Source organism: Sporocytophaga myxococcoides DSM 11118 (genome assembly GCF_000426725.1).
Lineage (GTDB): Bacteria > Bacteroidota > Bacteroidia > Cytophagales > Cytophagaceae > Sporocytophaga > Sporocytophaga myxococcoides.
The window spans coordinates 110,958-132,998 of record NZ_AUFX01000014.1 but is presented as its reverse complement, the minus strand read 5'-3'; the positions used below and the strand labels follow the sequence as shown (position 1 = coordinate 132,998).

Annotated in this window: 18 protein-coding genes; 6 read left to right on the top strand and 12 right to left on the bottom strand. The window is 35.8% G+C overall.

Annotated elements, in window-relative coordinates; all coding sequences use genetic code 11:
• The first annotated feature begins 127 nt into the window (after positions 1–127).
• A complete protein-coding gene (locus tag K350_RS0117500; protein ID WP_028981012.1) occupies positions 128–658 on the top strand; it encodes an SRPBCC family protein in 531 nt (176 codons plus the stop codon).
• A gap of 24 nt (positions 659–682) precedes the next feature.
• Here the strand turns inward: K350_RS0117500 and K350_RS0117495 are convergent, their stop codons facing one another.
• The 6 genes from K350_RS0117495 to lepA form a co-directional block, all read right to left on the bottom strand.
• On the bottom strand, positions 683–1,537 hold the full coding sequence (locus K350_RS0117495) for a glycosyltransferase family 9 protein (RefSeq protein WP_162144190.1): 855 nt from the start codon (positions 1,535–1,537) through the stop codon (positions 683–685).
• Positions 1,538–1,713: 176 nt separating this feature from the next.
• Complete coding sequence (locus K350_RS0117490) at positions 1,714–3,786, bottom strand: alpha-ketoacid dehydrogenase subunit alpha/beta (protein WP_028981010.1); 2,073 nt, start codon at positions 3,784–3,786, stop codon at positions 1,714–1,716.
• A 494-nt stretch (positions 3,787–4,280) separates the two neighbouring features.
• Positions 4,281–6,203 carry an OmpA family protein gene (locus K350_RS0117480; protein ID WP_028981009.1) on the bottom strand — a complete coding sequence of 641 codons (1,923 nt, stop codon included), beginning with the start codon at positions 6,201–6,203 and terminating at the stop codon, positions 4,281–4,283.
• Positions 6,204–6,210: 7 nt separating this feature from the next.
• Positions 6,211–6,852: a 7-carboxy-7-deazaguanine synthase QueE gene (locus K350_RS0117475; RefSeq protein WP_245598672.1), complete on the bottom strand. Its 642-nt coding sequence runs from the start codon at positions 6,850–6,852 to the stop codon at positions 6,211–6,213.
• Positions 6,830–7,741 (bottom strand): bifunctional 5,10-methylenetetrahydrofolate dehydrogenase/5,10-methenyltetrahydrofolate cyclohydrolase, encoded by a 912-nt coding sequence (locus K350_RS0117470; RefSeq protein WP_028981007.1) that lies wholly within the window; start codon positions 7,739–7,741, stop codon positions 6,830–6,832. The genes K350_RS0117475 and K350_RS0117470 overlap by 23 nt, the downstream gene beginning before the upstream one ends.
• Positions 7,742–7,762: 21 nt before the next feature.
• Entirely contained in the window at positions 7,763–9,550 is a 1,788-nt protein-coding gene (gene lepA, locus K350_RS0117465; RefSeq protein ID WP_028981006.1) for a translation elongation factor 4, read from the bottom strand.
• Positions 9,551–9,696: 146 nt separating this feature from the next.
• On the opposite strand from lepA, the gene K350_RS0117460 reads away from it, so the two are divergent.
• Together K350_RS0117460 and K350_RS0117455 are read left to right on the top strand one after the other, a co-directional pair.
• Complete coding sequence (locus K350_RS0117460) at positions 9,697–11,997, top strand: patatin-like phospholipase family protein (protein WP_037576261.1); 2,301 nt, start codon at positions 9,697–9,699, stop codon at positions 11,995–11,997.
• A complete protein-coding gene (locus K350_RS0117455; protein ID WP_028981004.1) occupies positions 11,994–14,408 on the top strand; it encodes a DUF5686 family protein in 2,415 nt (804 codons plus the stop codon). Before K350_RS0117460 ends, K350_RS0117455 begins: the two co-directional genes overlap by 4 nt.
• Before the next feature lie 4 nt (positions 14,409–14,412).
• Here the strand turns inward: K350_RS0117455 and K350_RS0117450 are convergent, their stop codons facing one another.
• Positions 14,413–16,389, bottom strand: coding sequence for an amylo-alpha-1,6-glucosidase (locus K350_RS0117450; protein ID WP_051313268.1), 1,977 nt, complete (start codon positions 16,387–16,389; stop codon positions 14,413–14,415).
• A gap of 230 nt (positions 16,390–16,619) precedes the next feature.
• Between K350_RS0117450 and K350_RS0117445 the strand changes: the two genes are divergently transcribed.
• The 3 genes from K350_RS0117445 (at position 16,620) to K350_RS29370 (ending at position 19,182) form a co-directional block, all read left to right on the top strand.
• Positions 16,620–17,654 (top strand): DUF4421 family protein, encoded by a 1,035-nt coding sequence (locus K350_RS0117445; protein ID WP_028981002.1) that lies wholly within the window; start codon positions 16,620–16,622, stop codon positions 17,652–17,654.
• A gap of 12 nt (positions 17,655–17,666) precedes the next feature.
• Positions 17,667–18,317, top strand: a complete 651-nt coding sequence (locus K350_RS0117440) for a YdcF family protein (RefSeq protein ID WP_037576258.1) — start codon at positions 17,667–17,669, stop codon at positions 18,315–18,317.
• 64 nt (positions 18,318–18,381) lie between these two features.
• Complete coding sequence (locus K350_RS29370) at positions 18,382–19,182, top strand: phosphatase PAP2 family protein (RefSeq protein WP_051313266.1); 801 nt, start codon at positions 18,382–18,384, stop codon at positions 19,180–19,182.
• Here K350_RS29370 and K350_RS0117430 read toward each other — a convergent pair.
• From K350_RS0117430 to hslV, 5 genes are all read right to left on the bottom strand, one after another.
• Positions 19,166–19,804 (bottom strand): ACP phosphodiesterase, encoded by a 639-nt coding sequence (locus K350_RS0117430; protein WP_028981000.1) that lies wholly within the window; start codon positions 19,802–19,804, stop codon positions 19,166–19,168. The two genes, K350_RS29370 and K350_RS0117430, sit on opposite strands and share 17 nt — an antisense overlap.
• Positions 19,805–19,908: 104 nt before the next feature.
• Positions 19,909–20,499: an acyl carrier protein phosphodiesterase gene (locus K350_RS0117425; RefSeq protein WP_028980999.1), complete on the bottom strand. Its 591-nt coding sequence runs from the start codon at positions 20,497–20,499 to the stop codon at positions 19,909–19,911.
• On the bottom strand, positions 20,500–21,027 hold the full coding sequence (locus K350_RS0117420) for a hypothetical protein (protein ID WP_028980998.1): 528 nt from the start codon (positions 21,025–21,027) through the stop codon (positions 20,500–20,502). It abuts the gene before it with no gap.
• Between the two features lie 86 nt (positions 21,028–21,113).
• Positions 21,114–21,446 (bottom strand): arsenate reductase (glutaredoxin), encoded by a 333-nt coding sequence (gene arsC, locus K350_RS0117415; RefSeq protein ID WP_245598671.1) that lies wholly within the window; start codon positions 21,444–21,446, stop codon positions 21,114–21,116.
• Positions 21,447–21,451: 5 nt separating this feature from the next.
• Positions 21,452–21,994, bottom strand: coding sequence for an ATP-dependent protease subunit HslV (gene hslV / locus K350_RS0117410; RefSeq protein ID WP_028980996.1), 543 nt, complete (start codon positions 21,992–21,994; stop codon positions 21,452–21,454).
• Positions 21,995–22,041: the final 47 nt, after the last annotated feature.

Genomic DNA, 22,041 nt, shown 5'->3' with positions numbered 1-22,041 from the left:
TACAACAATTTGATTATTAAACCAAAAGAATTAATTTAAAGCAAGTTTTCATTTTAAGCTCTTTTTCAGAACAAACCATTTTGAAATCAATTATTACTTTTCAAACTAAGCGACAAAATAAAACTCTATGAAACTTGCCAGAACTATACTCCTTTCTTTACTGGGTTTTCTGCTTTTAATCTTTATCGTAGCATTATTTTTTCCTAAAACTTATACCGTTCAAAGGAGTCTCGTAATCAAGCAACCTGCTGAAAAGTTATACAAAGAGATTTCTGATTACAATGATTTTAAGGAATGGAATCCCTGGTCTGAGACAGATTCTACAACCAAGAAAATTGTAGAAGGACAGCCATCACATTCCGGTCATAAATATAGTTGGGAAGGACAGAAAACAGGTAAAGGCTATATTATTATTACTGAAACCAAAAGCCCAACAATGGTTCATTCAAGACTTATAACAACTACACCAATGGAGTCAGAATCTGAAGTTGATTTTACTATTGAGCCTGTTGAAGGCGGTACTAAAGTAACCTGGAAAAATCAAGGCAACCTGGACTATCCCTTTGGAAGATATTTTGGTTTTATGGTAAAGGATATGCTTGAAAAAGATTTTGATAAAGGTTTGCAGAATCTGAAGAATTATGCAGAGAAGCACTAATGCATCTCTGCTTTTTATCTTCTATTAAAGTTCGATCTGAGAAGAAAGTTGTTTTAATGCACTTAAAACATGTTCAGTAGTATGAAGAGAACATTTTGGAATACCTTCGGCTCCAACTAAACGACAATCTTTCCCACGACTACTTATCACTTCATGATAGCATCCCGCATATTCACACGGTTGCTGTAAAAATATTTTATTCTTATTATCCAGATGTCTGAATTCAGGATTAACTGACCCAAAAAATATTGCTGATGGTATTTGAAAACACCCTGCGATATGACTTGGTCCGGAATCCAATCCTACAAATAATGATGCATTGTAAACAAGTGACATTACCTCTCTCATATCACGGGTTTTGTACCACTCCCCATAAAGCTCATCTCCATTTTTGGATATCTGAATTACTTTCAACCCTAATCCTTGAATATATTTAACAACTTCTTTCCAATTCACACCATAGATATTTCTATGGTTTAAAGGATTTTTGTCGATGTGAAGTACTACATATTTTTCAGGAATTAATCTTTTCTTTTCTTCTTCAGACAAATATATTTTTGGAAGAGATAAAGATTCATTTTTAATATCTGCAGCCTTAAAGTAGGCTTTTAAAACATGGATCTTAGGAGTCTTTTCATATGCCATATCCAGCTTAATTATCCTCTTTGAAAACCCTAGAAAAGGCAATGCCTTCAATAAATTCTTTTTCCATTTTGGAATAGGTTTGTTTAAGAGAAGATATGGGCTCGGATAGTTCTGAAAAACCTCAGGATAGTTGGTAATGACATTCACATATTGATTCTTTGAAACGAGATAACGGACTACAGGCTCTGCCCATAAAACATCACCGAATGCATTAGCCCTGTAAATATGAATCATGCTCTTTATTAAAAATGTGCTTACTTTATAAAATAACTTTATCATTGATAACGATAAAAGCCATCAAAAATAAATATAAAGTAATTAATAGTTTTAGAAAAAATATTTACTGGCTTTAAAATCCTTTTTAACAAAAGCCAGATTAATGATGTAGAGAAATTTTATCTAAAGACTTTTCAAATAAATTCTTTTTGTCTTGAATAGGTTAACAAATCATTGATCCCTTCCGAAATTTTGAGAATATCCGGCAATACAGCATTCTCTAATCCAATATTTACTGGTAGCCCTGGAACATTCAAGGCACCAATTGTATAGATAGGTGCTTTGAGATATTCAAAGCAGGATTTCTGAATACGACCAGCCAGTGCCTGAATAAAGGAATTTTCTAAAGGTGCTTCGCTTAATAGCAAACACCGCCCAGACCTTTTAACAACTTTATAAATCAGGCTTTCATCTAATGGGTATAATGTTCTCAGGTCAATAATTTCAACCTTTTCTTTAAATAGTTGTGCAGCCTCTTTTGCCCAGTAGACTCCAAGTCCATAAGTGATAATTGTGACACTGTCGGGATTCTCAGTTTGTAATACCAGATTTGCCTTTCCTAATGGAAGTATGTAGTCCGCATCCGGTTCTACCATATAGGCATCCTGGGTTCCTGGAATTTTACTTCTGTAGAGTCCTTTGTGCTCCAGCATAATGACTGGGTTCGGATCTATAAAAGCAGCCTTCATTAATCCTTTGATATCTGCGGCATTAGATGGATAAACAACCTTTATACCTTTTATTGTCAACAGTAATGATTCAATACATCCTGAATGATAAGGTCCTCCTCCAATACTTGTTCCTACTGGTATTCTTATTAATGTCCTTATAGGAAACTTTCCATTGCTGAGATAGCAAGATTTTGACACTTCAGTTACCAGTTGATTCATTCCAGGATACAGATAGTCAGCAAACTGAATTTCTACAATTGGTTTAACTCCAATTGCAGAAAGGCCCGCTGTTGAGCCTATAATAAAGGCTTCCTGAATTGGTGTATTAAATACACGGTCATTTCCGAATTTATTTTCAAGTGTTGCTGCTTCACCAAACATTCCACCAAGTCTTCGTCCAACATCCTGACCATAATAAATGCATTCAGGGTTCGACTCCATAATCTCTTCAATAGCATGTAGTGCGCTTTCAACCATAGAAACCTTTGGCTTATTCGCCGGAGTGCGATTACCTTTTTCAACAAGGGCAGTTGTTGGTGCAAAAACATTATCCAGTACAGATATAGGATCAGGGTCTTCTGCCTGTTGAGCCTTCTCAAAACTATTCAGGACCTCATTTAATGCCTCCATTTCCAATCGTTTCAGCTCATCCTCAGATACCCCCATATCAATCAGCCGGTGTCTGAGCTTAAATGCTGGATCATTCATAGCATGTCTCGCAAGGTTGTCTTCACTTCTATATACTTCCATTCGAACATTGGAATTGTGATGTCCAAGCAAAGGAACCACAGCATGCACAAGGATAGGACACCTCTTTGAACGAACATAGCTCAATGCCTTAGCCATTCCTTCAAAAGATTCTTCAAAGTTACTTCCGTCTATACGCATTCTGTTGAGGCCTTTAAAACCTCCCGCGAAGTCATAGGCATCCATGGCCCTACTCTCTTCGCTGGTTACAGAGATCCCCCAGCTATTGTCCTGTACCAGAAATAAGATTGGCAATTGTTTTAAAGTTGCAAACTGTAATGCTTCACTTACTTCTCCTTCTGTCATGCTATCATCCCCTAAAGAACATACTACAACTGGAGACTCATTGGCTGGTCCTTTTTTAAGCAAAGGAGATTGAATCTTTTCAAAGTACTGCATACCTAATGCAGCACCTGTTGCCGGAATGGTCTGCATACCTGTCGCGCTGCTTTGGTGTGGAATTTTGGGTTTATCGTCTCTCTTACTGCTTGGATGAGAATAGTAAGTTCTACCTGCAGAAAAAGGATCATCCTTTTTAGCGAGAAGCTGAAGTATCAATTCGTATGGAGTAAAGCCCATTGATAACATTAAGCTATCGTCCCTGTAATATGGAGCAACAAAATCGCAAGGTAATAATTGAAGTCCAGTTGCTATCTGAATAGCTTCATGCCCTCTGGAAGAAGCATAAATATACCTGACTGCTTCCCTTTCCTTGTCATACAATTTTGACATTTGAACAGAGACTTGCATATATCGGTAAGCAGTAAGCAATAATTGTTTATTTTCCATAAGGCAGATATAAAAGATAGTAACAGAGAAATCTCATTTATTAATTAGACTACTATTGCCTGTATTTTGTTGAAGCAATAATATTTCAGGCCTAAATGAAACTTTTTGCTGGCTTGAGGGAATCTTGAGCTGATACGTTGGAGCTATTTTTGTCAAATAACCGAGCTTTGAACTGACATTTTGAAGCTTTTTGGTAACATGACGAAGCTTTGAGCTAACATTTTGAAGCTTTTTGGTCAAATGACGAAGCTTTGAGCTAACATTTTGGAGCTTTTGGGGTCAAATGACGGAGCTTTGAGCTAACATTTTGGAGCTTTTGGGTCAGATGACGGAGCTTTGAGCTAACATTTTGGAACTTTTGGGTCAGATGACGGAGCTTTGTGCTAACATTTTGGAGCTTTTGGGAAAGTGTGAAAAAAACTCCTGCTTTTTGAGATTTGGGAATGTTCATAAAATAAAAAACTCCGAGGCATCGGAGTATTTTATGAATGTATTTATAAAATTTTAAATTCTATCCTTCGATTAATTTGTCTGTTTTCTTCCGAAGTATTAGGTTGAATTGGTTTTGTTTCCCCATAACCTTTAAATTTCATTCTTGTAGCAGTCACACCTGATTTTACCAGGTAATCAAAAACAGACTTTGCCCGATTAGTACTCAATGTGAGATTGTCCTTATCAGCTCCGACATCATCCGTATGTCCTCCGAATTCTATATTCACTTTTGGATTTTGCTTTAAGAAAACACTGATCTTATCCAGTTCAGTTTTTGATTTTTCTTCTAATGCAAAAGATCCTGAAGGGAAAAATATATTGTTCAAAACTACAGCTGCGCCTGTTTTCACCGGGTCCAGATAAACATCTAAAGCAAGAGCATCAAATACTTTGGGGTTGTTAAAGTCAAAGTGTACGCTCTTAAACATATAACCAGGCTTACTTACGTGTAAAGCATATTCTGATCCTTCTGTTAAAACAATAAGATAACCACCATTTATACTATCAGATTTTACCCATTGCGTAACCTTACCTGTTTTCAGGTCAACCAGCTCAATCTTTGCCCCCAGTGGATTTTTAGTTACAGCATCGAATATTTTTCCTTTAGAATATGTGCTTTTATGTTTCTCCTGAATTTGCTCCGGAACATCAAATTCATAAAGAAAAGCTTTGGATACTCTCATATCCTTTTTCTCATAAACAGTATAAAAGCCTTTTTTGCTATCGCAGGTAATGAATATGGTAGCATCATTACTTGGACCATTAAGAGGATATCCAAGGTTTGCAGGTTCAGACCAGGTCGAATCTGTTAGCTCTGAAGAAAAGATATCCAATCCTCCCATACCAAGATGATAAGAAGAAGAAAAATAAAGGCTTTTGCCATTTGCATGAATAAAAGGAGCAACTTCTCTACCAGAAGTATTTACTGGTTTTCCGAGGTTTTTCGCAGGAGACCATTCACCATTTTCATCCATCTTTGTGTACCAGATATCTTCTTTTCCAAAACCTCCCCTTCTTAGAGATGAAAAATAAATTGTTTTACCATCAGCAGAAATCGTAGGTTCAGATTCCCATGTAGGAGAATTGATATTAGCACCAAGATTTACTGGTTCGCTCCAGGCATCTCCGATTTTATAGGAGACATACAAATCACAAGAGCCAAAGCCATCTTGTCTGTTGCATGATGTAAACACAAGTACTTTACCGTCTCCAGATAAGGATGCTGCACCTTCATTAAACTTCGTATTAATATTGGTTGAAATGGAATACGGATCGGACCATTCACCATTTACTTTATCAGAAACAACGATATCTTCATCATCATTGTGAGTAAGACCATTTTTCTTATAATAAATGATTGTTTGCTGATCTGCTGTAAGTACAGGATATCCATGGATATAAAACCTATTGATTTTAGAGCTCATAATCACAGGTTTAAATGGTAATGGATTTTGTTTAGCTTTTATGCCGAACTCAACTTTCGCCAAGAGCTGAGTTGCTTCATCTGTTATCTTTTTATCGTTAGGTTTCAGATCCAGCATCATCTGAAAATACCTTTTAGCAGACTCATAATCTCCGTCGTTAAAGTAAAACTCCGCTGCAGTAAAGTATCCGAAATAAAACCTTTTATCATTAGGCAGAATAGCTGCTGCTTTGTAGAAATGCTGTTTTCCCTCTTCTGAATTCCCTAGAAGCTTAAATATACCGCCTAGTTTGTAGTGCGCTTCAACAAAATTAGGATCTTTATCAATAGAAGCCTGAAGTGCCCTTATTGCTTCATTAAACTTACGCAAACGAACAAGCTCTTCTGCCTCTTGAAACAGACCAATGGCTTTTTTATTTGTCGAGCTGTAGTTTTGACCGAAAGAAGCGGATAAAGAGAAAAATAGAAGAAAGATAAAAGAAAAGAAGATCTTTGATTTCATAGATTCATTAAGGAATGTTCATGAACTTGTGAATCTGTAACGAAATATTCCATTGAGGATTACTTTTTACATATTCAATAATAAGCGGAAGCACTTCATTTTGTTTGGACCATTCCGGCTGCAAATACAGCTTGCATCCAGGCTTTACCTGCCTGGCAAACTGCTCTGCCCAATCAAAATCTGACTTATTAAAAACGATTATTTTAAGCTCGTCTGCATTTTCTATAACAGACTGATGAGGCGCTTTAAACTTTTTAGGAGAAAGACAAATCCAATCCCAGGTACCTGAAAGAGGATAGGCTCCACTGGTTTCAATATGGGTTCTGAATTGGAATTTCTTTAAAGATTCAGTTAATGTTTCTAAGGGATAAATCAGAGGTTCTCCTCCTGTGATTACAGCCACTCTGCCCGGATGAACAGATGCTGCCTGTGCAATTTCTTCAGCAGAAAAAACAGGGTGTCCTTTTATTTCCCAGGATTCTTTTACATCACACCAGTGACATCCCACATCACATCCCGCAAGCCGGATAAAATATGCAGCATTTCCCTGAAAGTAACCTTCTCCCTGGATAGTATAAAAAGATTCCATCACCGGAAGGATGGAACCTGAATGTTCTAGTATTTTATTAATATCTTGATTGATAGACATCACCCTTGGCGGAGGCAAGTGTATTTAATAACAGGGAAGCGATGGTCATTGGACCTACTCCTCCCGGAACGGGAGTGATATAGCTGCATTTTGGAGCAACTGCGTCAAAGTCCACATCACCTTTAATAGCATAACCTGCTTTTTTAGAAGCATCCGGAACCCTAGTAGTACCAACATCGATAATTACAGCACCCTCTTTTACCATGTCCGCTTTAATTAATCCTGGTATACCTACGGCTACAATAATAATATCGGCTTGAAGAGTATATGAAGCAAGGTTGACCGTATTTTTATGACATAATGTAACTGTAGCATTTCCGGGCTCACTGTCTCTTGCCATAAGTATGCTCATCGGAGAACCGACAATATTACTTCTGCCTACCACAACACAATGTTTCCCTTTAGTATCAATTCCATAACGCTTCAAAAGCATCATAATACCATTAGGAGTTGCGGAAATATGGGCAGGAAGGCCTTTGTTCATTCTTCCAATGTTTACCGGGTGAAACCCATCAACATCTTTTTCAGGACGTATTCTTTCAGTTACTTTTTCTACTGAAATATGCTTTGGTAATGGAAGCTGTACGATCAGTCCATCCACTTCAGGATCATTATTAATTTCTTCAATTTTAGCAAGAAGCGTTTCTTCAGAAACACTGGATTCATAAGTAATAAGAGTAGATCTGAAACCTACTTCTTCACAACTTTTCACCTTGCCTCCAACATAAGTATGACTTGCACCATCATCTCCAACAAGTATCGCCGCTAGATGCGGAATTTTGCCTCCGTTATTCTTTATATTTTCTACAGCTACTGCTATTTCTTGTTTAATTTCATGCGAAACTTTTTTTCCGTCGATCAGTTGGGTAGTCATTTTTAATTCACTCATGGGTATTCGAAACAAATAATATTAGTCAATTTTAAGGACAGCCATAAATGCCTCCTGAGGTATTTCCACATTACCAACCTGTCTCATTCTCTTCTTACCTTTTTTCTGTTTTTCCAGAAGTTTTCTCTTACGGGAGATATCTCCACCGTAACATTTTGCCAAAACGTCTTTTCTCAATGCTTTTACAGTTTCTCTGGAGATGATTTTAGCACCGATTGCTGCCTGAATGGCAATCTCAAATTGCTGTCTTGGAAGTAACTCTTTTAGTTTTTCGCAAAGTTTTTTACCCCACTCATACGCCTTATCTCTGTGAACAATAGCAGAAAGAGCATCTACTTTATCTCCATTTAGAAGAATATCCAGTTTCACCATTGTAGACTCTCTATATCCTATCAATTCATAGTCGAGAGAAGCATATCCTTTGGAAATCGTTTTAAGTTTATCGAAGAAGTCAAACACCATTTCAGAAAGAGGCATCTCAAAGATCATTTCTACCCTGTCAGTCGTCAGATAAACCTGATTTCTTAATACCCCTCTTTTCTCCATACACAGAGTCATAATTGCTCCGATATATTCTGACTTGGTTATAATCTGAGCTTTTATAAATGGTTCTTCAATATGACTAAGCTTTGAAGGATCAAGCATTTCAGAAGGAGCATTTACTACATGCATTTCTCCCTTATTATCGAATGCGTGAAATGACACAGAAGGGACTGTAGTTATAACAGTCTGGTCAAATTCTCTCTCCAGACGCTCCTGAATGATCTCCATGTGTAGCATTCCAAGGAAACCGCAACGGAAGCCAAATCCAAGAGCAGCAGAAGTTTCCGGTTCCCAAACAAGGGATGCATCATTCAGCTGAAGCTTTTCGATAGCCTCTCTTAAATCTTCATAGTCACTGGTTTCAACAGGATACACTCCGGCAAAAACCATTGGTTTTACATCTTCAAAACCAACAATTGCTTCTTTTGTAGGATTATCAAAGCTTGTAATTGTATCACCAACTTTTACCTCTTTTGCACTTTTGATCCCCGAAATAAGATATCCCACATCTCCCGCTTCTACGACCGCACGCGGATCTTTATCAAGTTTTAAAACACCGATTTCATCAGCGTGATAAACAGTATCAGTAGCAACGAATTTAACTTTATCTCCTTTTTTGATTGTGCCGTTTAAAACTCTGAATATTACCTCTATACCTCTGAACGAATTATAAACTGAGTCAAAAATGAGGGCTTGTAGTGGCGCATTTTTATCGCCTTTAGGAGCTGGAATTCGTTCAACAATTGCTTCAAGCACTTTATCAACACCGGTTCCATCTTTACCACTGGCAGGGATAATTGACTCTCTGGAACATCCGACAAGATCTACCATCTGATCCTTTACCTCTTCAGGCATAGCACCAGGAAGGTCAATTTTATTTAATACAGGAATTATTTCAAGATCGTGCTCAAGTGCAAGGTATAAATTTGAAATAGTCTGGGCCTGAATCCCCTGAGAAGCGTCAACCAAAAGTAAAACACCTTCACAAGCAGCTATAGACCTGGAAACTTCATAAGAAAAGTCAACGTGACCGGGTGTATCTATCAGATTAAGTACATAGGTTTTTCCTTTGTACACATAGTTCATCTGAATAGCATGGCTCTTGATTGTAATTCCTCTTTCCCTCTCAAGATCCATATTATCAAGGACCTGCGCCTGCATTTCTCTTTTAGAGACAGTATTGGTGAATTCTAAAAGACGATCCGCCAGGGTACTTTTTCCGTGATCAATGTGAGCTATGATGCAAAAATTTCTAATATTTTCCATTTCAGTAAATCAACTACAAAGTTATGAATTCTGGATACTAAAAAAATAATACCCCGTTTAATATTTATCTAATTGTTTTAATAATTTTTAATATTTAAAATTGTCCTTTTCGTATATGTAGGAGGAATTGTGTTTCCATGAACAGAATGAGCAAGAATAAGACCCTGGAGGATCTATATTATTCCTTCCCTGCACAACTTTTGATTAATCATTTTAAGAAAAATCAGATACTTCTGCTTTTGTGGTTCATTCTGTTTGGTTTTGTCACTTCAAATATTGGGAACATTTTAGGAATTCCTTATTTGTTCCTTGACCCGGAATACATAAATAAGGTGAATTACAAGGGCTTTTTTATTATTGGGGTAGCTGTTGGAATATTTATCTTATCCTTTCACATTACCACCTACATCCTTGATAGCTATCGTTTTAACTTCCTTGGCACTGTAGCCCGTCCATTTACAAAATTCTGCCTGAATAACAGTATAATACCTCTGGCATTTCTAATAGTTTATTCAATCAATATTGTTCGATTTCAGTTCAAAAGCGGCTTTCAAACCAATTCCCAAATTTTCCTCGAAGTAGCCAGTTTTCTTCTGGGCGTATTTGTAACGCTGTTTTTATTACTTTTTTATTTCCGATCTACCAATAAGGATATATTCAAAGAACTTGCTTCAAACCTTGACAGACAGTTAAAAAAGACAAACATCAACAGAGTCAATGTTTTAAGAAAGTTAAAAAATGCAAAAAAGAATAAATATATTGTAAACCATTACCTGGATTTTCCTTTCAGATTCATCAAGGTTGAGCCATACAAAAATTATGATAAGGAAATTCTTTTAAAGGTGTTTGATCAGAATCACCTTAATGCAGTTATTGTTGAAATTTTTGTCATTATAGTCATAATCATCCTCGGACTTTTCAGGGATAATGCTTATTTTCAAATACCAGCAGCTGCAAGTGGAATACTTTTCTTTTCGATCTTTATCATGTTTACCGGAGCTTTCTCTTATTGGCTCAGAGGTTGGGCGATTACTGCACTGGTTGCAGCATTGGTTATTTTCAACTTTCTGGTAAAATATGATATCATCAATTCCAAATACCAGGCCTATGGAATCAATTACAATAATACTCCCGCAGAATATAGCCTTGAAAGGCTTAATGATCTGAGTAATGATTCAAACTTTAAAACTGATACTGATTCCACCACTCTAATTCTTAATAACTGGAAAAATAAATTTTCAGGACCAGAAAAACCCAAAATGGTCTTTATCTGTGTCAGTGGAGGTGGTCAAAGAGCTGCTGCCTGGACTACGAGAACGTTGCAATATGTTGATAGTACGCTTAATGGCGGACTTCTTGATCATTCAATTCTTATGACAGGAGCTTCGGGAGGTATGGTTGGAGCAAGCTACTTCAGAGAATTATACCTCAGAAAAAAACAAGGAGAAAGTATTGACCTATATTCCGATCATGCTTTTACCAACATCACAAAAGATGTTCTCAACCCTGTCATTTTCAGCTTAGTTGTAAATGATATTTTTTTCAGGTTCCAGAAGTTCAATTACGGAAACTACGAATATCTTAAAGACAGAGGCTATGCATTCGAAGAACAGCTTAATAGCAATCTCGACCATGTACTCGATAAAAAAGTATGTGACTATAAAACTCCGGAACAAAATGCTCTTATACCTTTAATTATAATGTCTCCAACAGTCATTAATGATGGAAGGAAATTATTCATTTCAAGTCAGCATTGCAGTTATATGACTACCTCCCCTCCAGAGGAAGCGGATCTGAACCAGAAGATAAAAGGAATAGAGTTTCAAAGATTTTATGAGAAGCAGGACGCTAAGAACTTAAGATTTTTAAGTGCTATGCGAATGAGCGCCACTTTCCCATATGTCACGCCGAATGTGGAACTTCCCAGTACCCCATCAATGGAAATTATGGATGCCGGAATTGCAGATAACTTTGGAATCAGAGATGCTGTGAGATTTTTATATGTATTCAGAGAATGGATAAGCAAAAACACTAGTGGAGTCGTTTTTGTATGCATCAGGGATTCTCAGAAAGATAGTCCTATTGAGAAAAAAGCAGAAGCTTCAATTTTTCAAAAAATGTTTACACCAATTGGAAGTTTATATAATAATTGGGATTATCTTCAAGACTTCAATAACGATAATCTGATTGAAGGTGCCTATGGCTGGTTTGATGGGAAAATCAACGTTGTAAATTTCGAATATATTCCCAAGCCCAGATATTGGGGTATATTGAAAGAGAAGAAAATTAATCCGGAGGAAGTTGAAAAGAAAGAAACGGCAGAAAGAGCTGTTTTGAGCTGGCACTTAACAACTCGGGAAAAACAAAGTTTAAAAAGAACTATCTTAGAGACTAACAATCAGGAATCTTTAAATCATTTAAAAAAGCTACTATCTGATCAGAAATGAAAAATGTGTACCCTGTACTTTTAAAAAATTTAACAAGCACAGGGATTTTTATAATCCTGCTTTTTTTATCCCAAATACTAGTTGCTCAAACAGACACATTAAAAGGAACTGTAAAAGAAACATTTTCAGGTAACTCTCTTCCTTTTGTCCACATCAGAGTAAATGATTCTCTGGATTATCTATCAGATATAGATGGCAATTTTGCTATTGCTAATAAATTCTCTTTAAAGAAGATAACATTTGATCTGTACATGCACAGACCAGTGACTATCTTTCCTCCTTTTGACACTAGTCAATCTGTAAAGCTTAATAAGTTTTTATTTTTTGAGATATCAAAGGTTTCTGATCCTATTGCAACTGAGATTATTAAAAAAGTAATGGATCATAAAGATCTGAACAACCCAGAGAAAATGCATTATTATAGTTACAAAACCTATAATAAATTCAGCCTTGCCACCACTGAAGTTGAAAAATCAAATAAGTTTCTCAGTCTCATTTTCAAGAAATTTTCTCTTTCATTTAAAAAATTAAAAGAAGAACAGCATTTCATTCTGATTGAAACATCCAGCGAAAAAAAATTTATAGACCAATTGCATCAAAGAGAAGAATTGGATGGTGCAAAATCTTCAGGAATTGATCTTCCTTTGTTGATGGTTCAAGCCAACCAGGTACAAAATGCATCTTTATATAAAGACTACCTTAACATTGCCGGCAAAAGCTATCCTAGCCCTTTGAACAGAGATGTATTTCACAGATATGCATTCAACCTGATAGATACCATTTATCCTAATAAAGACACTGTTTATGTTATCAAATTTAATCCACGAAGTGATCGATATTTTGACGGACTGAAAGGAACTGTGTTTATAAATAGTAATAAATATGCTATAGAACATTTGAATGTTTCTCCATATGAAGAAGGGAAAATTGAAATAAAACTACTTCAGTCCTATCAATTCCACCTAAACAAAAATGTCTGGTTTCCTTCCAGGACCAAAACGGTCATCGTATTTTCAAGAGGAACAGAAAAGTATATAGCCAATGGAAACTCGTACATCTTTGATGTAAACCTAAATGCATATCTGCATAAAAGAGCTTTTAATGAAGTCATTCTCAACTATGCTGAACGTGCCAACAAGAAAGATGAGCAGTTTTGGAAGACTATAAGAAAAGAGCCTCTTACTCATGCAGATTCTATTACCTATTATTACTTTGAATCATTTAAGTATAAAAAGGATGTCGAAAATTTCTTGACATTTGGAGAAAAGGTATTTTACGGAGAACTTCCTTTTAGAAAGATAGATATAGATGTAAACAGACTTTTGACATTTAACAAAGTAGAAGGGACAAGGATTGGTTTTGGAGCACATACCAATGAAAAATACTCAGACAAAATCAAATACGGAGGCTACATTGGCTATGGCATAAGAGATCAAAAATTTAAATATGGAGCAGACTTTACCTATAAACCCTTTTATGAAGTCCCACTATCTTTTAATGCCAGATTCTCTTATGACTTGAGAGAGGCTGGAGCCAATTTCTATCCTTATAACAGATATCAGTATAGCAGTGAAGCACTGAGGAAATTCTGGTTAAGAATATTAGATCTTGTTTTTGAGCAGGAAAATTCAATCGCTTATCATCCATTTAAAAACATGGATATGATGGTTTCCTTTGATAACAGTCAGCATAGACCCACTTATGAATACGTTTACAGAGGAGTCGACAGCTTAAAGTTTAATTTTACAGAATTTAAATTTGGATTTCGATATGCATTTGGGGAACAGTATTTCAATGTATTAAAAAGAAAGTATCCTCAGCCGACTAACTACCCTGTCGTTTCTTTTATTTGGCAGAAAGGATTTAAGAAAGGTGTATTTGGAGATTTTAATTATAACCGATTTGCCTTAAAGATTGAGGAAACATTGAGAATTCTTTTCCTGGGGAAAACGGGCATTCAGCTGGAGACAGGTATAATTACCGGAGATGCACCTTATATGAAACTCTATAATCAAAAGGGTAGCTACAGAAACACATCTGTTGTATTTCACAACAGCTTTGAGACCATGAAATTCAATGAGTTTTTGAGTAATAAATATGCAAGTTTATTCTTTTCTCACGATTTTGGAAAATTATTTATTACAAGGTCAATTACTCCTTCACTATGGATCATCAATAATATTGGTATCGGAAGTTTATCTCATCCAGAATATCAACAAAAGATTCCATTCAAAACGATGGAGAAGGGATATTTTGAAGGAGGCTCTTTCCTTAACAATGTTGTTGTTATAAACCTAGCTGGTTTGAGATTAGGTATAGGTGCCGGTGTCTTCCTCAGATATGGTCCTTATGCGTTACCACATTTTGGAGATAACTTTGTATTCAAGTTTGCTACTAACTTCTTTTTATAACATACTATTTCTTCTTAAAGACGTCCTTAACATCTTCAAGATAAGCTCTTAGAAGTTCTGCAACGCTCCATGCCTGAGCTACGCATCCTTTAGGAGCATAAGGTTCATTCCCATCAAATATTTCTGATATACTGCCTATTGCAGCCTCGCTCAGATGATATTGAAAATTTTGTATCCATTGCTCAACATCCTGTCTCCCTTTATCTCCCTCCAACCTGACTTTTGCAGTAATGTATGGTCCGATCAGCCATCCCCAAACAGTTCCCTGATGATAAGCTCCATCTCTTGCAAGTCTATCCCCAGAATAGTTACCTTTGTATTGAGGATCATCAGGAGACAAGCTCCTTAGTCCGACAGGAGTTAAAAGTTTTTCTTCTGTGATCTTTAGTATTGAAGCAGATAGTTCTTCATCCAGAAGTGGATAAGGTAAACTAATAGCAAAAAGCATATTAGGTCTTACAGAACTATTATGTTCGTATTGGTTAATATAATCATACAGGTATCCCTGACCTTTTATTACAAAAGCATCAAGAAAGGCTTTTTTAATATGCCCTGCCCTTTCGTAAAACTGACGACTGGCCTTCAATTCCCCTTTGAGATCTGCCAGTTCACCAAGGATCATTAAAGAATTATACCAAAGCGCATTAATTTCAACAGCTTTACCCTCTCTTGGTGTAACAACCCAATTACCGATTTTCGCATCCATCCAGGTAAGTTGTACACCATTCTGCCCTGCATATAGCAGACCATCTTCCTGAACCTTGATGTTATACCTTGTACCTCTATCGTGCCATTGAATAATGTCTTTCAATGAAGAATAGAGATCTTTCAATACAAAAGTTTTATCTCCTGAATAATCGAGGTATTTTTTAATTGCAATAAAGAACCATAAAGTAGCATCTACTGTGTTATACTCAGGTTCCTCCCCAACGTCCGGAAATCTGTTGGGAATCATTCCCATGTCTATACTTTTAGCAAAAGCTTTAAGAATCTTTTTAGCTTCGTCAAACCTCCCGGTCACCAGACAAATACCTGGTAATGAAATCATTGTATCTCTTCCCCAGTCTGAAAACCAATGATAACCTGCAATAATTGTCTTAAGATTCTTCCCTCTCTTCACAACAAATTGATCAGCAGCGATAGAAAGTCTCTGAGAAAGGTCATCTTTAAATGGAATATTTCTGGTGATTTTTTCTCTACGTTTTCTTTCAGCGGAAATCAGTTTAAAAGGATCTTTTCTGGAAGGATCTTTGTCAGAAATAATCACACCGATTTTATTTCCTTGCTTGAGTTTAACGCTGAAATTACCATAACTAAATAAGTCTTCAGAAAACTGAAGGCCTCTGTTTTGCTCTTCTCTATATTCAAAATTGAGAAACCAGGCTGGGGCAAATTTAAAATTTGAGTTTTTAAGAAATATATATGAAGGTGGCAAACCCTCATAAGGATCCATTTTCAGAACGTCATTTCCAAATACAGCCTCCCATTTTAAGTTTTTATTCTCTTTGATCAATCCATGGTAATCCCTGTAAGATATAAAAGGCTTTAACTCAAGTTCAAATTCATCTACAGCATTCTTTACCTCATAAGTTACAACGATTGTATTTTCTTCGTAGATAGCAGCAATAGTTTTTACTATTTCAATCTTATCACCGATTTTATAATGGAATTCAGGAAAATACTCCTGCTCATACTTTTCAAAATATTCCAGTCCTGTAGCGCAGATATTAGAGGGAAACTGATTGGCGCTTAACTCAAACTTTACTCCTTTAAACTTAATAAATTCTTCAAGTTTTGAAATTAGCACCATCCTTCCTACAGGAGGATTTGTAGCGACCACAAACATTCCATGATAACTCCTGGTGTTTGCACCAGATAATGATCCGCTTGCCCATCCTCCTAAGCCATTCGTTTCCAACCACTCTCTGGAAGAAGCTTTTGAAAAATCCTTAATGATATCGTCGCTGATGGTAATTTTCATTGCTCAGAAAAATATAACTCCTTTTATACTGACTTAAATTTGACAATTTTATTCATTTATTCATAAGAATACTCTTAATAAAAGCCAGCCAAAGTAAAATAGGGAAAGCTAAATAATGTTTAATTTTACTTCGTTCCTATGTTAGTAAACCCCATGTTCAAACTTTAAATACAGAAAAATAGGACGGAAATATGTATCTTTTGAGAAATTTTATTGAGAAATACATACAAATGTCCTTTTTCAGGCTCTTCACTTTAGTAATCATTTTATTTTCAACTCATTTAAGTTTCTCTCAAGAGCAAAATAGCAAAAAACCAAAGTACGACACACTGTATATTATAAGTTATTCCAATCTTCTAACAACCAAAGCAACATTTATTACCAGAGGCAATAACTTTAATATTTACGATAAAAACAGCAAAAGAAGTTTAAAGTACAAACCAAATGAAAGCCTTGCGATGGGGTTTGCAGGATATTACCAAAAAATCGGTCTTGAACTCGCCTTCAATCTACCTTTCATTAATAATGATAATGATAAGTATGGTAAAACATACCAGAGGGATTTGCATGCCAGCAGATACGGCAGGAAAACCATTGTCGATCTGAACCTTCAGACTTACAAGGGTTTTTATATTGAAAATGCGAAAGAACTGAATCCTTCTTGGAATTCAAAATATGATCCTTACCCTAAAAGACCGGATATTGCAACAGTAGCTTTAGGAGGAAGTTTTTATTACATACTTAATTCCAGCCGTTTTTCATATCGGGCTGCATTCAACCAGGATGAAGCTCAAAAGCATAGAGCAGGCTCACTGCTACTTGGGGGTTATATAAACTTCTTTAACCTTCAGTCAGATTCAAGCATAATACCAATTCAAATGGAATCTGCCTTTAATGATAAGGCATATCTGATCAAAGGAAAAACTCTAACATTTGGTGCCGGTGTTGGTTATGCGTATACTTTAGTAATTCGTAAACATTTCTTCATAACTGTTTCTACAATTCCAGGTATAGCATTTGTAAATTTTGAAGGACAAAAAGAGAATCTTGACTATTTTTATAGTAAAACAAAAATTGCTTTCAGGTCACAAATCCGCGTTGCAACAGGATACAATGGAGGAAAGTTTTATGCTGGATTTAACCTAACTACAGATAACATTTCAATGGACAACTCAGAGCATTCGTCAATAAATTACCACCTTGGCAACATTAGGTTTTACGCTGGCCGACGCTTTGACTTAAGTAAAATCATAAGTAAATTTTAAATGCTTATTATTATGAAAAAGTATTTTTTCCCATTAGGCTTATTATATTTTTTAGCAATTCTAACTTCTTGTGCAACACGAAAACCTGAGAGATACCTTAATCAGGCGATGAAATCAGAACCATATGATGTCATAATTGTGCCTGGAATTCCCTATCCATATGACAATGGCAATTGGCACCCGGTAATGAAAATAAGGGTCTATTGGTCTGAATATCTTTACAAGAAAGGTATCGCCAAAAACATTATTTATTCTGGAAGTGCTGTATACACACCCTATGTAGAGAGTAAAATCATGGCACTATATGGTGAAGCCCTTGGTATTCCCAAAGAGAATATTTTTGCAGAAACCAAAGCTGAGCATAGTACTGAAAATCTTTATTACTCTTATAAATTGGCAAAAAAAATGGGGTTTAAAAGAATAGCACTGGCAACAGATCCTTATCAGGATAAACTATTAAGAAGGTTTGGCAAGAAGTTTAAACTTGATGTAGCCCATATTCCTATTGTATTCGACACACTAAAACAGATCAACAAAATTGATCCAAAGATCATAGACTCAACGGCTCAAGTTCAAAATTTTATTAGTATAACCGAAAGAGAAAGTTTCTGGAAACGTTGGAAAGGTACCTTAGGAAAAAACATCAATTTTAATGAAGAATAAATACCCGGACTAACATTTTCAATACTAAAGAGGTTAAATCTTAATCACTGCAAGTTTTTTGAAAATGATAAAGGTAGTACTAACCGGGATACTTATATTATTAAATATTTTTAATGTTTGCCTCTCACAGACCTGTCCTTACAGAGTCAGAGCAATTGATGTTATTTCAATTCCTGTAGCAGGCGGACTTAGCTATCTAGGATTAAAAGAGTTGAGAGCCAAACCAAGACTGGACAGTGCTTATGTGGTTACTCTTAGTCCTGAAGATGTCAATGCATTTGACAGAGGAGCTGCACGCAACAATCAAAGTATTGCTGGAACATATTCAGATGCTGCTTTATATACAGCTATAGCCCTTCCTTTTTTAACACTCGCAGACAAAAATATAAGGCATGATGGACTAAAAATAGTAACGCTCTACCTTGAAACAATGGGCGCAATGGGCGTCATATACACCTGGGGAGTCAGTCAGACTAGAAGAAAACGTCCTTATGTTTACAATTCAGAGGTGGAAATGGAGAAAAGGACAGGCAAAGGTGCATTAAACTCATTCTTTGCAGGACATCCGGCGGCGGCGGCGGCTTCCACTTTTTTTGCAGCAAAAGTCCTTCATGATTATTACCCTGATATGAAAAATGAATGGATCATATGGACAGCAGCGTCGATTCCTCCTGCACTTGTCGCATACTTCAGATACCAAAACGGTCAGCATTTCCCAACTGATATTATTGCTGGCCTTCCAATTGGCGTTGCCTTAGGAATTTTAATTCCGGAAATTCATAAAAGAAAGAAAGACGCAAATATTTCTATCATTCCAACATATTATAACCAAACAGGAATAGTATCCTTTACTTATAAGTTTTGATAAACTGAGGAGTATTACCCTGAAAAATCTCTTCAAGATTCTTTTTACAATCTGTCTGGACAAAATCAGATAGGTCATTCAAGACAACTTTAAAATCATTTCTGAATTCAACATAGTTTTCAAGAAAGTCTGTGATAGCATATTCGAAATTTCCTTTCAACGTATCTCGTTTGGCCATTAGTTTTATGTATTTATGAACCCCATTCATAGTCTCAAGTAGACCAAATAGATTATTTGAGATTATGAAAGGCAAAAGCCTGTTCATTTTATAAGGAAATACAGAATGAAATTCCAGCAAATCCTGATAAAGATTTTGGATAAAATCAACAAAAGGGTATTCATTTCTTTCTTTCCAGGTAGATGCTAGAAGGTGGTCATACAAGAGATCCACGACATCCTCTGTGTATTTTGAAAACTTGGGACTTAAACGTTTTTGGCTCGCAAGGTAACTCAAATGTGACCTTTTAAAGTTTGTAATAAGATGATTTGATAGAATTCCTTTTCTAATCTCAGCCCCATAATTGTCGACTTTGTTCGGTTTTACATTTGAGCCAATAAAACTTCCTACCATGATATCTTTTGATTCGGTAAGGAATAAATAAGTGTTTAAAAGAAATCCCATAATGGTTAATTTAAATTGGATCAGAAAGATCCGGTTTAAATGAGCGGTTATGGATGTAAAACAAATATTGACTCAAAAAATTCTAAACATTCAAAAATTCAGTATTATTCCTGAACTTCCATTTCTTCGACAAACCTTATAATCTCCGGAAAAAAAGCAGCAAACTCTTCCTTATAAAATTCATAATCCTTTACAAGAGCATTGCAGGCAGTCTCCATCTTGGATTTAAATGTGGCGCGTCTGGACATTCCCTCAAAAGTTTTCTCTAGCGATTCTATTTCTGAATAATTGTAAAGCCAGTTTTGATTTCTCATATGAGTCAGCAGGAATTTAACATTATTCGTCAGATACTGAGGATAGCTTTCTAGCAAATCATAAGAAGCCTGAGCAAAGTCTTTGAGGGAGATTTCGGGGGAATACTTTTCCCAGCTTATTGCTAAAAAATGGTCATAATAAATATCAACAATTACAGGAGAATATTTTCCATACTCACTGTAAAGTCTTTGTTTGCTCTTTTTTACCCAGAAATTCTTATCAGTAAAGTCATCAATACTTCTGTGAAGCTTTATACCTTGAAAAACCGTGGGAGGGAGCCCTTTTAATTCCTTTCCCCTAACTCCATCCGCGATAAAATTCCCTATAATAATTTCATCAGAATGTCTCCTTGACAAATATAAATGCCCTAGAAAATTCATTTAAACAGCCTTTTTCTTAAAGCTTTTGAAAATGTTTACCCCAAGTCCAAATTCGAAATACATTCCATTTTCTCGTTTATCAGGAAAATTTTCAGTTTTATAGTGTGTATTAATGTATCCCAACTGAAATTGGGAATAAAATCTGGATCCGATATAAGCCTTTAATCCTGTAAGCAGAATAAGAGAATTACCTTTAGAAATTACTGTTGGGCCTCCTCCATAGAAAAGCCCCTCTTCCTTTCTTGATCCATACCCTGCACTGACAATCCATTTCCAGTTGTAAAACACTTTAGATAATGGTAAAATTTCCTGATAAATACCAATTGCCCAATAGTCGTTCCCAGGAGCCAATCTTAGAGTAGTATTGAAAGCATGAAAATCAGCAGCTGGAATAGGGGAAAAATTAACGCCTCCTATTCCATCATAAATTCCTATATTAAATTTCTTTTTTTCGGGAGGGACAATCTGTCCAAAGGTATTGAAACATGACAGAAGACATAAAATTGTCAATGCTACGCGTACTCTCATTAATACTCAAATTTTACTGAATATAGTAAAAAATGAGGATTTAATATAGACATTAACTCATTTGATATCGCATGGAATGAAAGATTTTACAGTAGTTCTCTCACTTTAGCTTCTTCCCTGCCGATCACAGCTTTATTACCTTTTATTAAAATTGGACGCTCTATAAGGACAGGGTTTTCTGATAAAATTTTAATCCACTGCTTATCGGTGAAGGACTTTCCTTTATAATTTTCAATATAAAGAGGTTCCTTTTTTCTAATCAACTCTTCAGGTTTTATTTTAAGCTTGATTATAATATCCTGCAGTTCCTCGATTGTAGGAGGATTTTTCAGGTATTCTATTATTTGAGGATTTTCACCGGATTCAGTTAGAATAGTCAAAGCCTGTCTGCTCTTGGTACATCTGGGATTGTGCAACATTTGAATCATTGCTTAATCGTCTCGATTATTAAGTTATGATTGGTATAAATACAAATATCACCTGCAATATTCAGACTTTCTCTTACTATTTCCTCTGCAGATAAATGAGCAGCATGTTTTTTTAAAGCCAATGCTGCAGATTGAGCATACATTGCCCCTGAACCAATTGCAGCAATCTGATTGTCAGGTTCAATTACATCCCCAGTTCCAGAGATAATCAAAATTTCATCTTTATCAGCTGCAATAAGCATTGCTTCTAATTTTCTAAGGTATCTATCAGTTCTCCAATCTTTTGCAAGCTCTATTGCCCCTCTTTTAAGATTTCCCCCATAGGAATTTAGCTTTTCCTCCAATCTTTCAAGTAATGTAAAAGCATCCGCAGTGCTGCCTGCAAAGCCACAAACAATCTTTCCATCAAATAACCTTCTGATTTTCTTAACATTACTTTTGGCTATTGTATTACCAAGTGTTGCCTGTCCATCAGCTCCGATTGCAACTTCCCCTTTATGAATTACAGAAATTACAGTTGTTGATTTAATTTTTTCCATTTTACTTAAAAATCTTTAAAAAATTTAAACGCACTACACTCTTATAA

Coding starts and splice junctions, on each gene's coding strand:
- K350_RS0117500 (WP_028981012.1), top strand. CDS start 128: ATGAAACTTGCCAGAACTATACTCCTTTCTTTACTGGGTTTTCTGCTT.
- K350_RS0117495 (WP_162144190.1), bottom strand. CDS start 1,537: ATGATTCATATTTACAGGGCTAATGCATTCGGTGATGTTTTATGGGCA.
- K350_RS0117490 (WP_028981010.1), bottom strand. CDS start 3,786: ATGGAAAATAAACAATTATTGCTTACTGCTTACCGATATATGCAAGTC.
- K350_RS0117480 (WP_028981009.1), bottom strand. CDS start 6,203: ATGAAATCAAAGATCTTCTTTTCTTTTATCTTTCTTCTATTTTTCTCT.
- K350_RS0117475 (WP_245598672.1), bottom strand. CDS start 6,852: ATGTCTATCAATCAAGATATTAATAAAATACTAGAACATTCAGGTTCC.
- K350_RS0117470 (WP_028981007.1), bottom strand. CDS start 7,741: ATGAGTGAATTAAAAATGACTACCCAACTGATCGACGGAAAAAAAGTT.
- lepA (WP_028981006.1), bottom strand. CDS start 9,550: ATGGAAAATATTAGAAATTTTTGCATCATAGCTCACATTGATCACGGA.
- K350_RS0117460 (WP_037576261.1), top strand. CDS start 9,697: ATGAGCAAGAATAAGACCCTGGAGGATCTATATTATTCCTTCCCTGCA.
- K350_RS0117455 (WP_028981004.1), top strand. CDS start 11,994: ATGAAAAATGTGTACCCTGTACTTTTAAAAAATTTAACAAGCACAGGG.
- K350_RS0117450 (WP_051313268.1), bottom strand. CDS start 16,389: ATGAAAATTACCATCAGCGACGATATCATTAAGGATTTTTCAAAAGCT.
- K350_RS0117445 (WP_028981002.1), top strand. CDS start 16,620: ATGTCCTTTTTCAGGCTCTTCACTTTAGTAATCATTTTATTTTCAACT.
- K350_RS0117440 (WP_037576258.1), top strand. CDS start 17,667: ATGAAAAAGTATTTTTTCCCATTAGGCTTATTATATTTTTTAGCAATT.
- K350_RS29370 (WP_051313266.1), top strand. CDS start 18,382: ATGATAAAGGTAGTACTAACCGGGATACTTATATTATTAAATATTTTT.
- K350_RS0117430 (WP_028981000.1), bottom strand. CDS start 19,804: ATGGGATTTCTTTTAAACACTTATTTATTCCTTACCGAATCAAAAGAT.
- K350_RS0117425 (WP_028980999.1), bottom strand. CDS start 20,499: ATGAATTTTCTAGGGCATTTATATTTGTCAAGGAGACATTCTGATGAA.
- K350_RS0117420 (WP_028980998.1), bottom strand. CDS start 21,027: ATGAGAGTACGCGTAGCATTGACAATTTTATGTCTTCTGTCATGTTTC.
- arsC (WP_245598671.1), bottom strand. CDS start 21,446: ATGTTGCACAATCCCAGATGTACCAAGAGCAGACAGGCTTTGACTATT.
- hslV (WP_028980996.1), bottom strand. CDS start 21,994: ATGGAAAAAATTAAATCAACAACTGTAATTTCTGTAATTCATAAAGGG.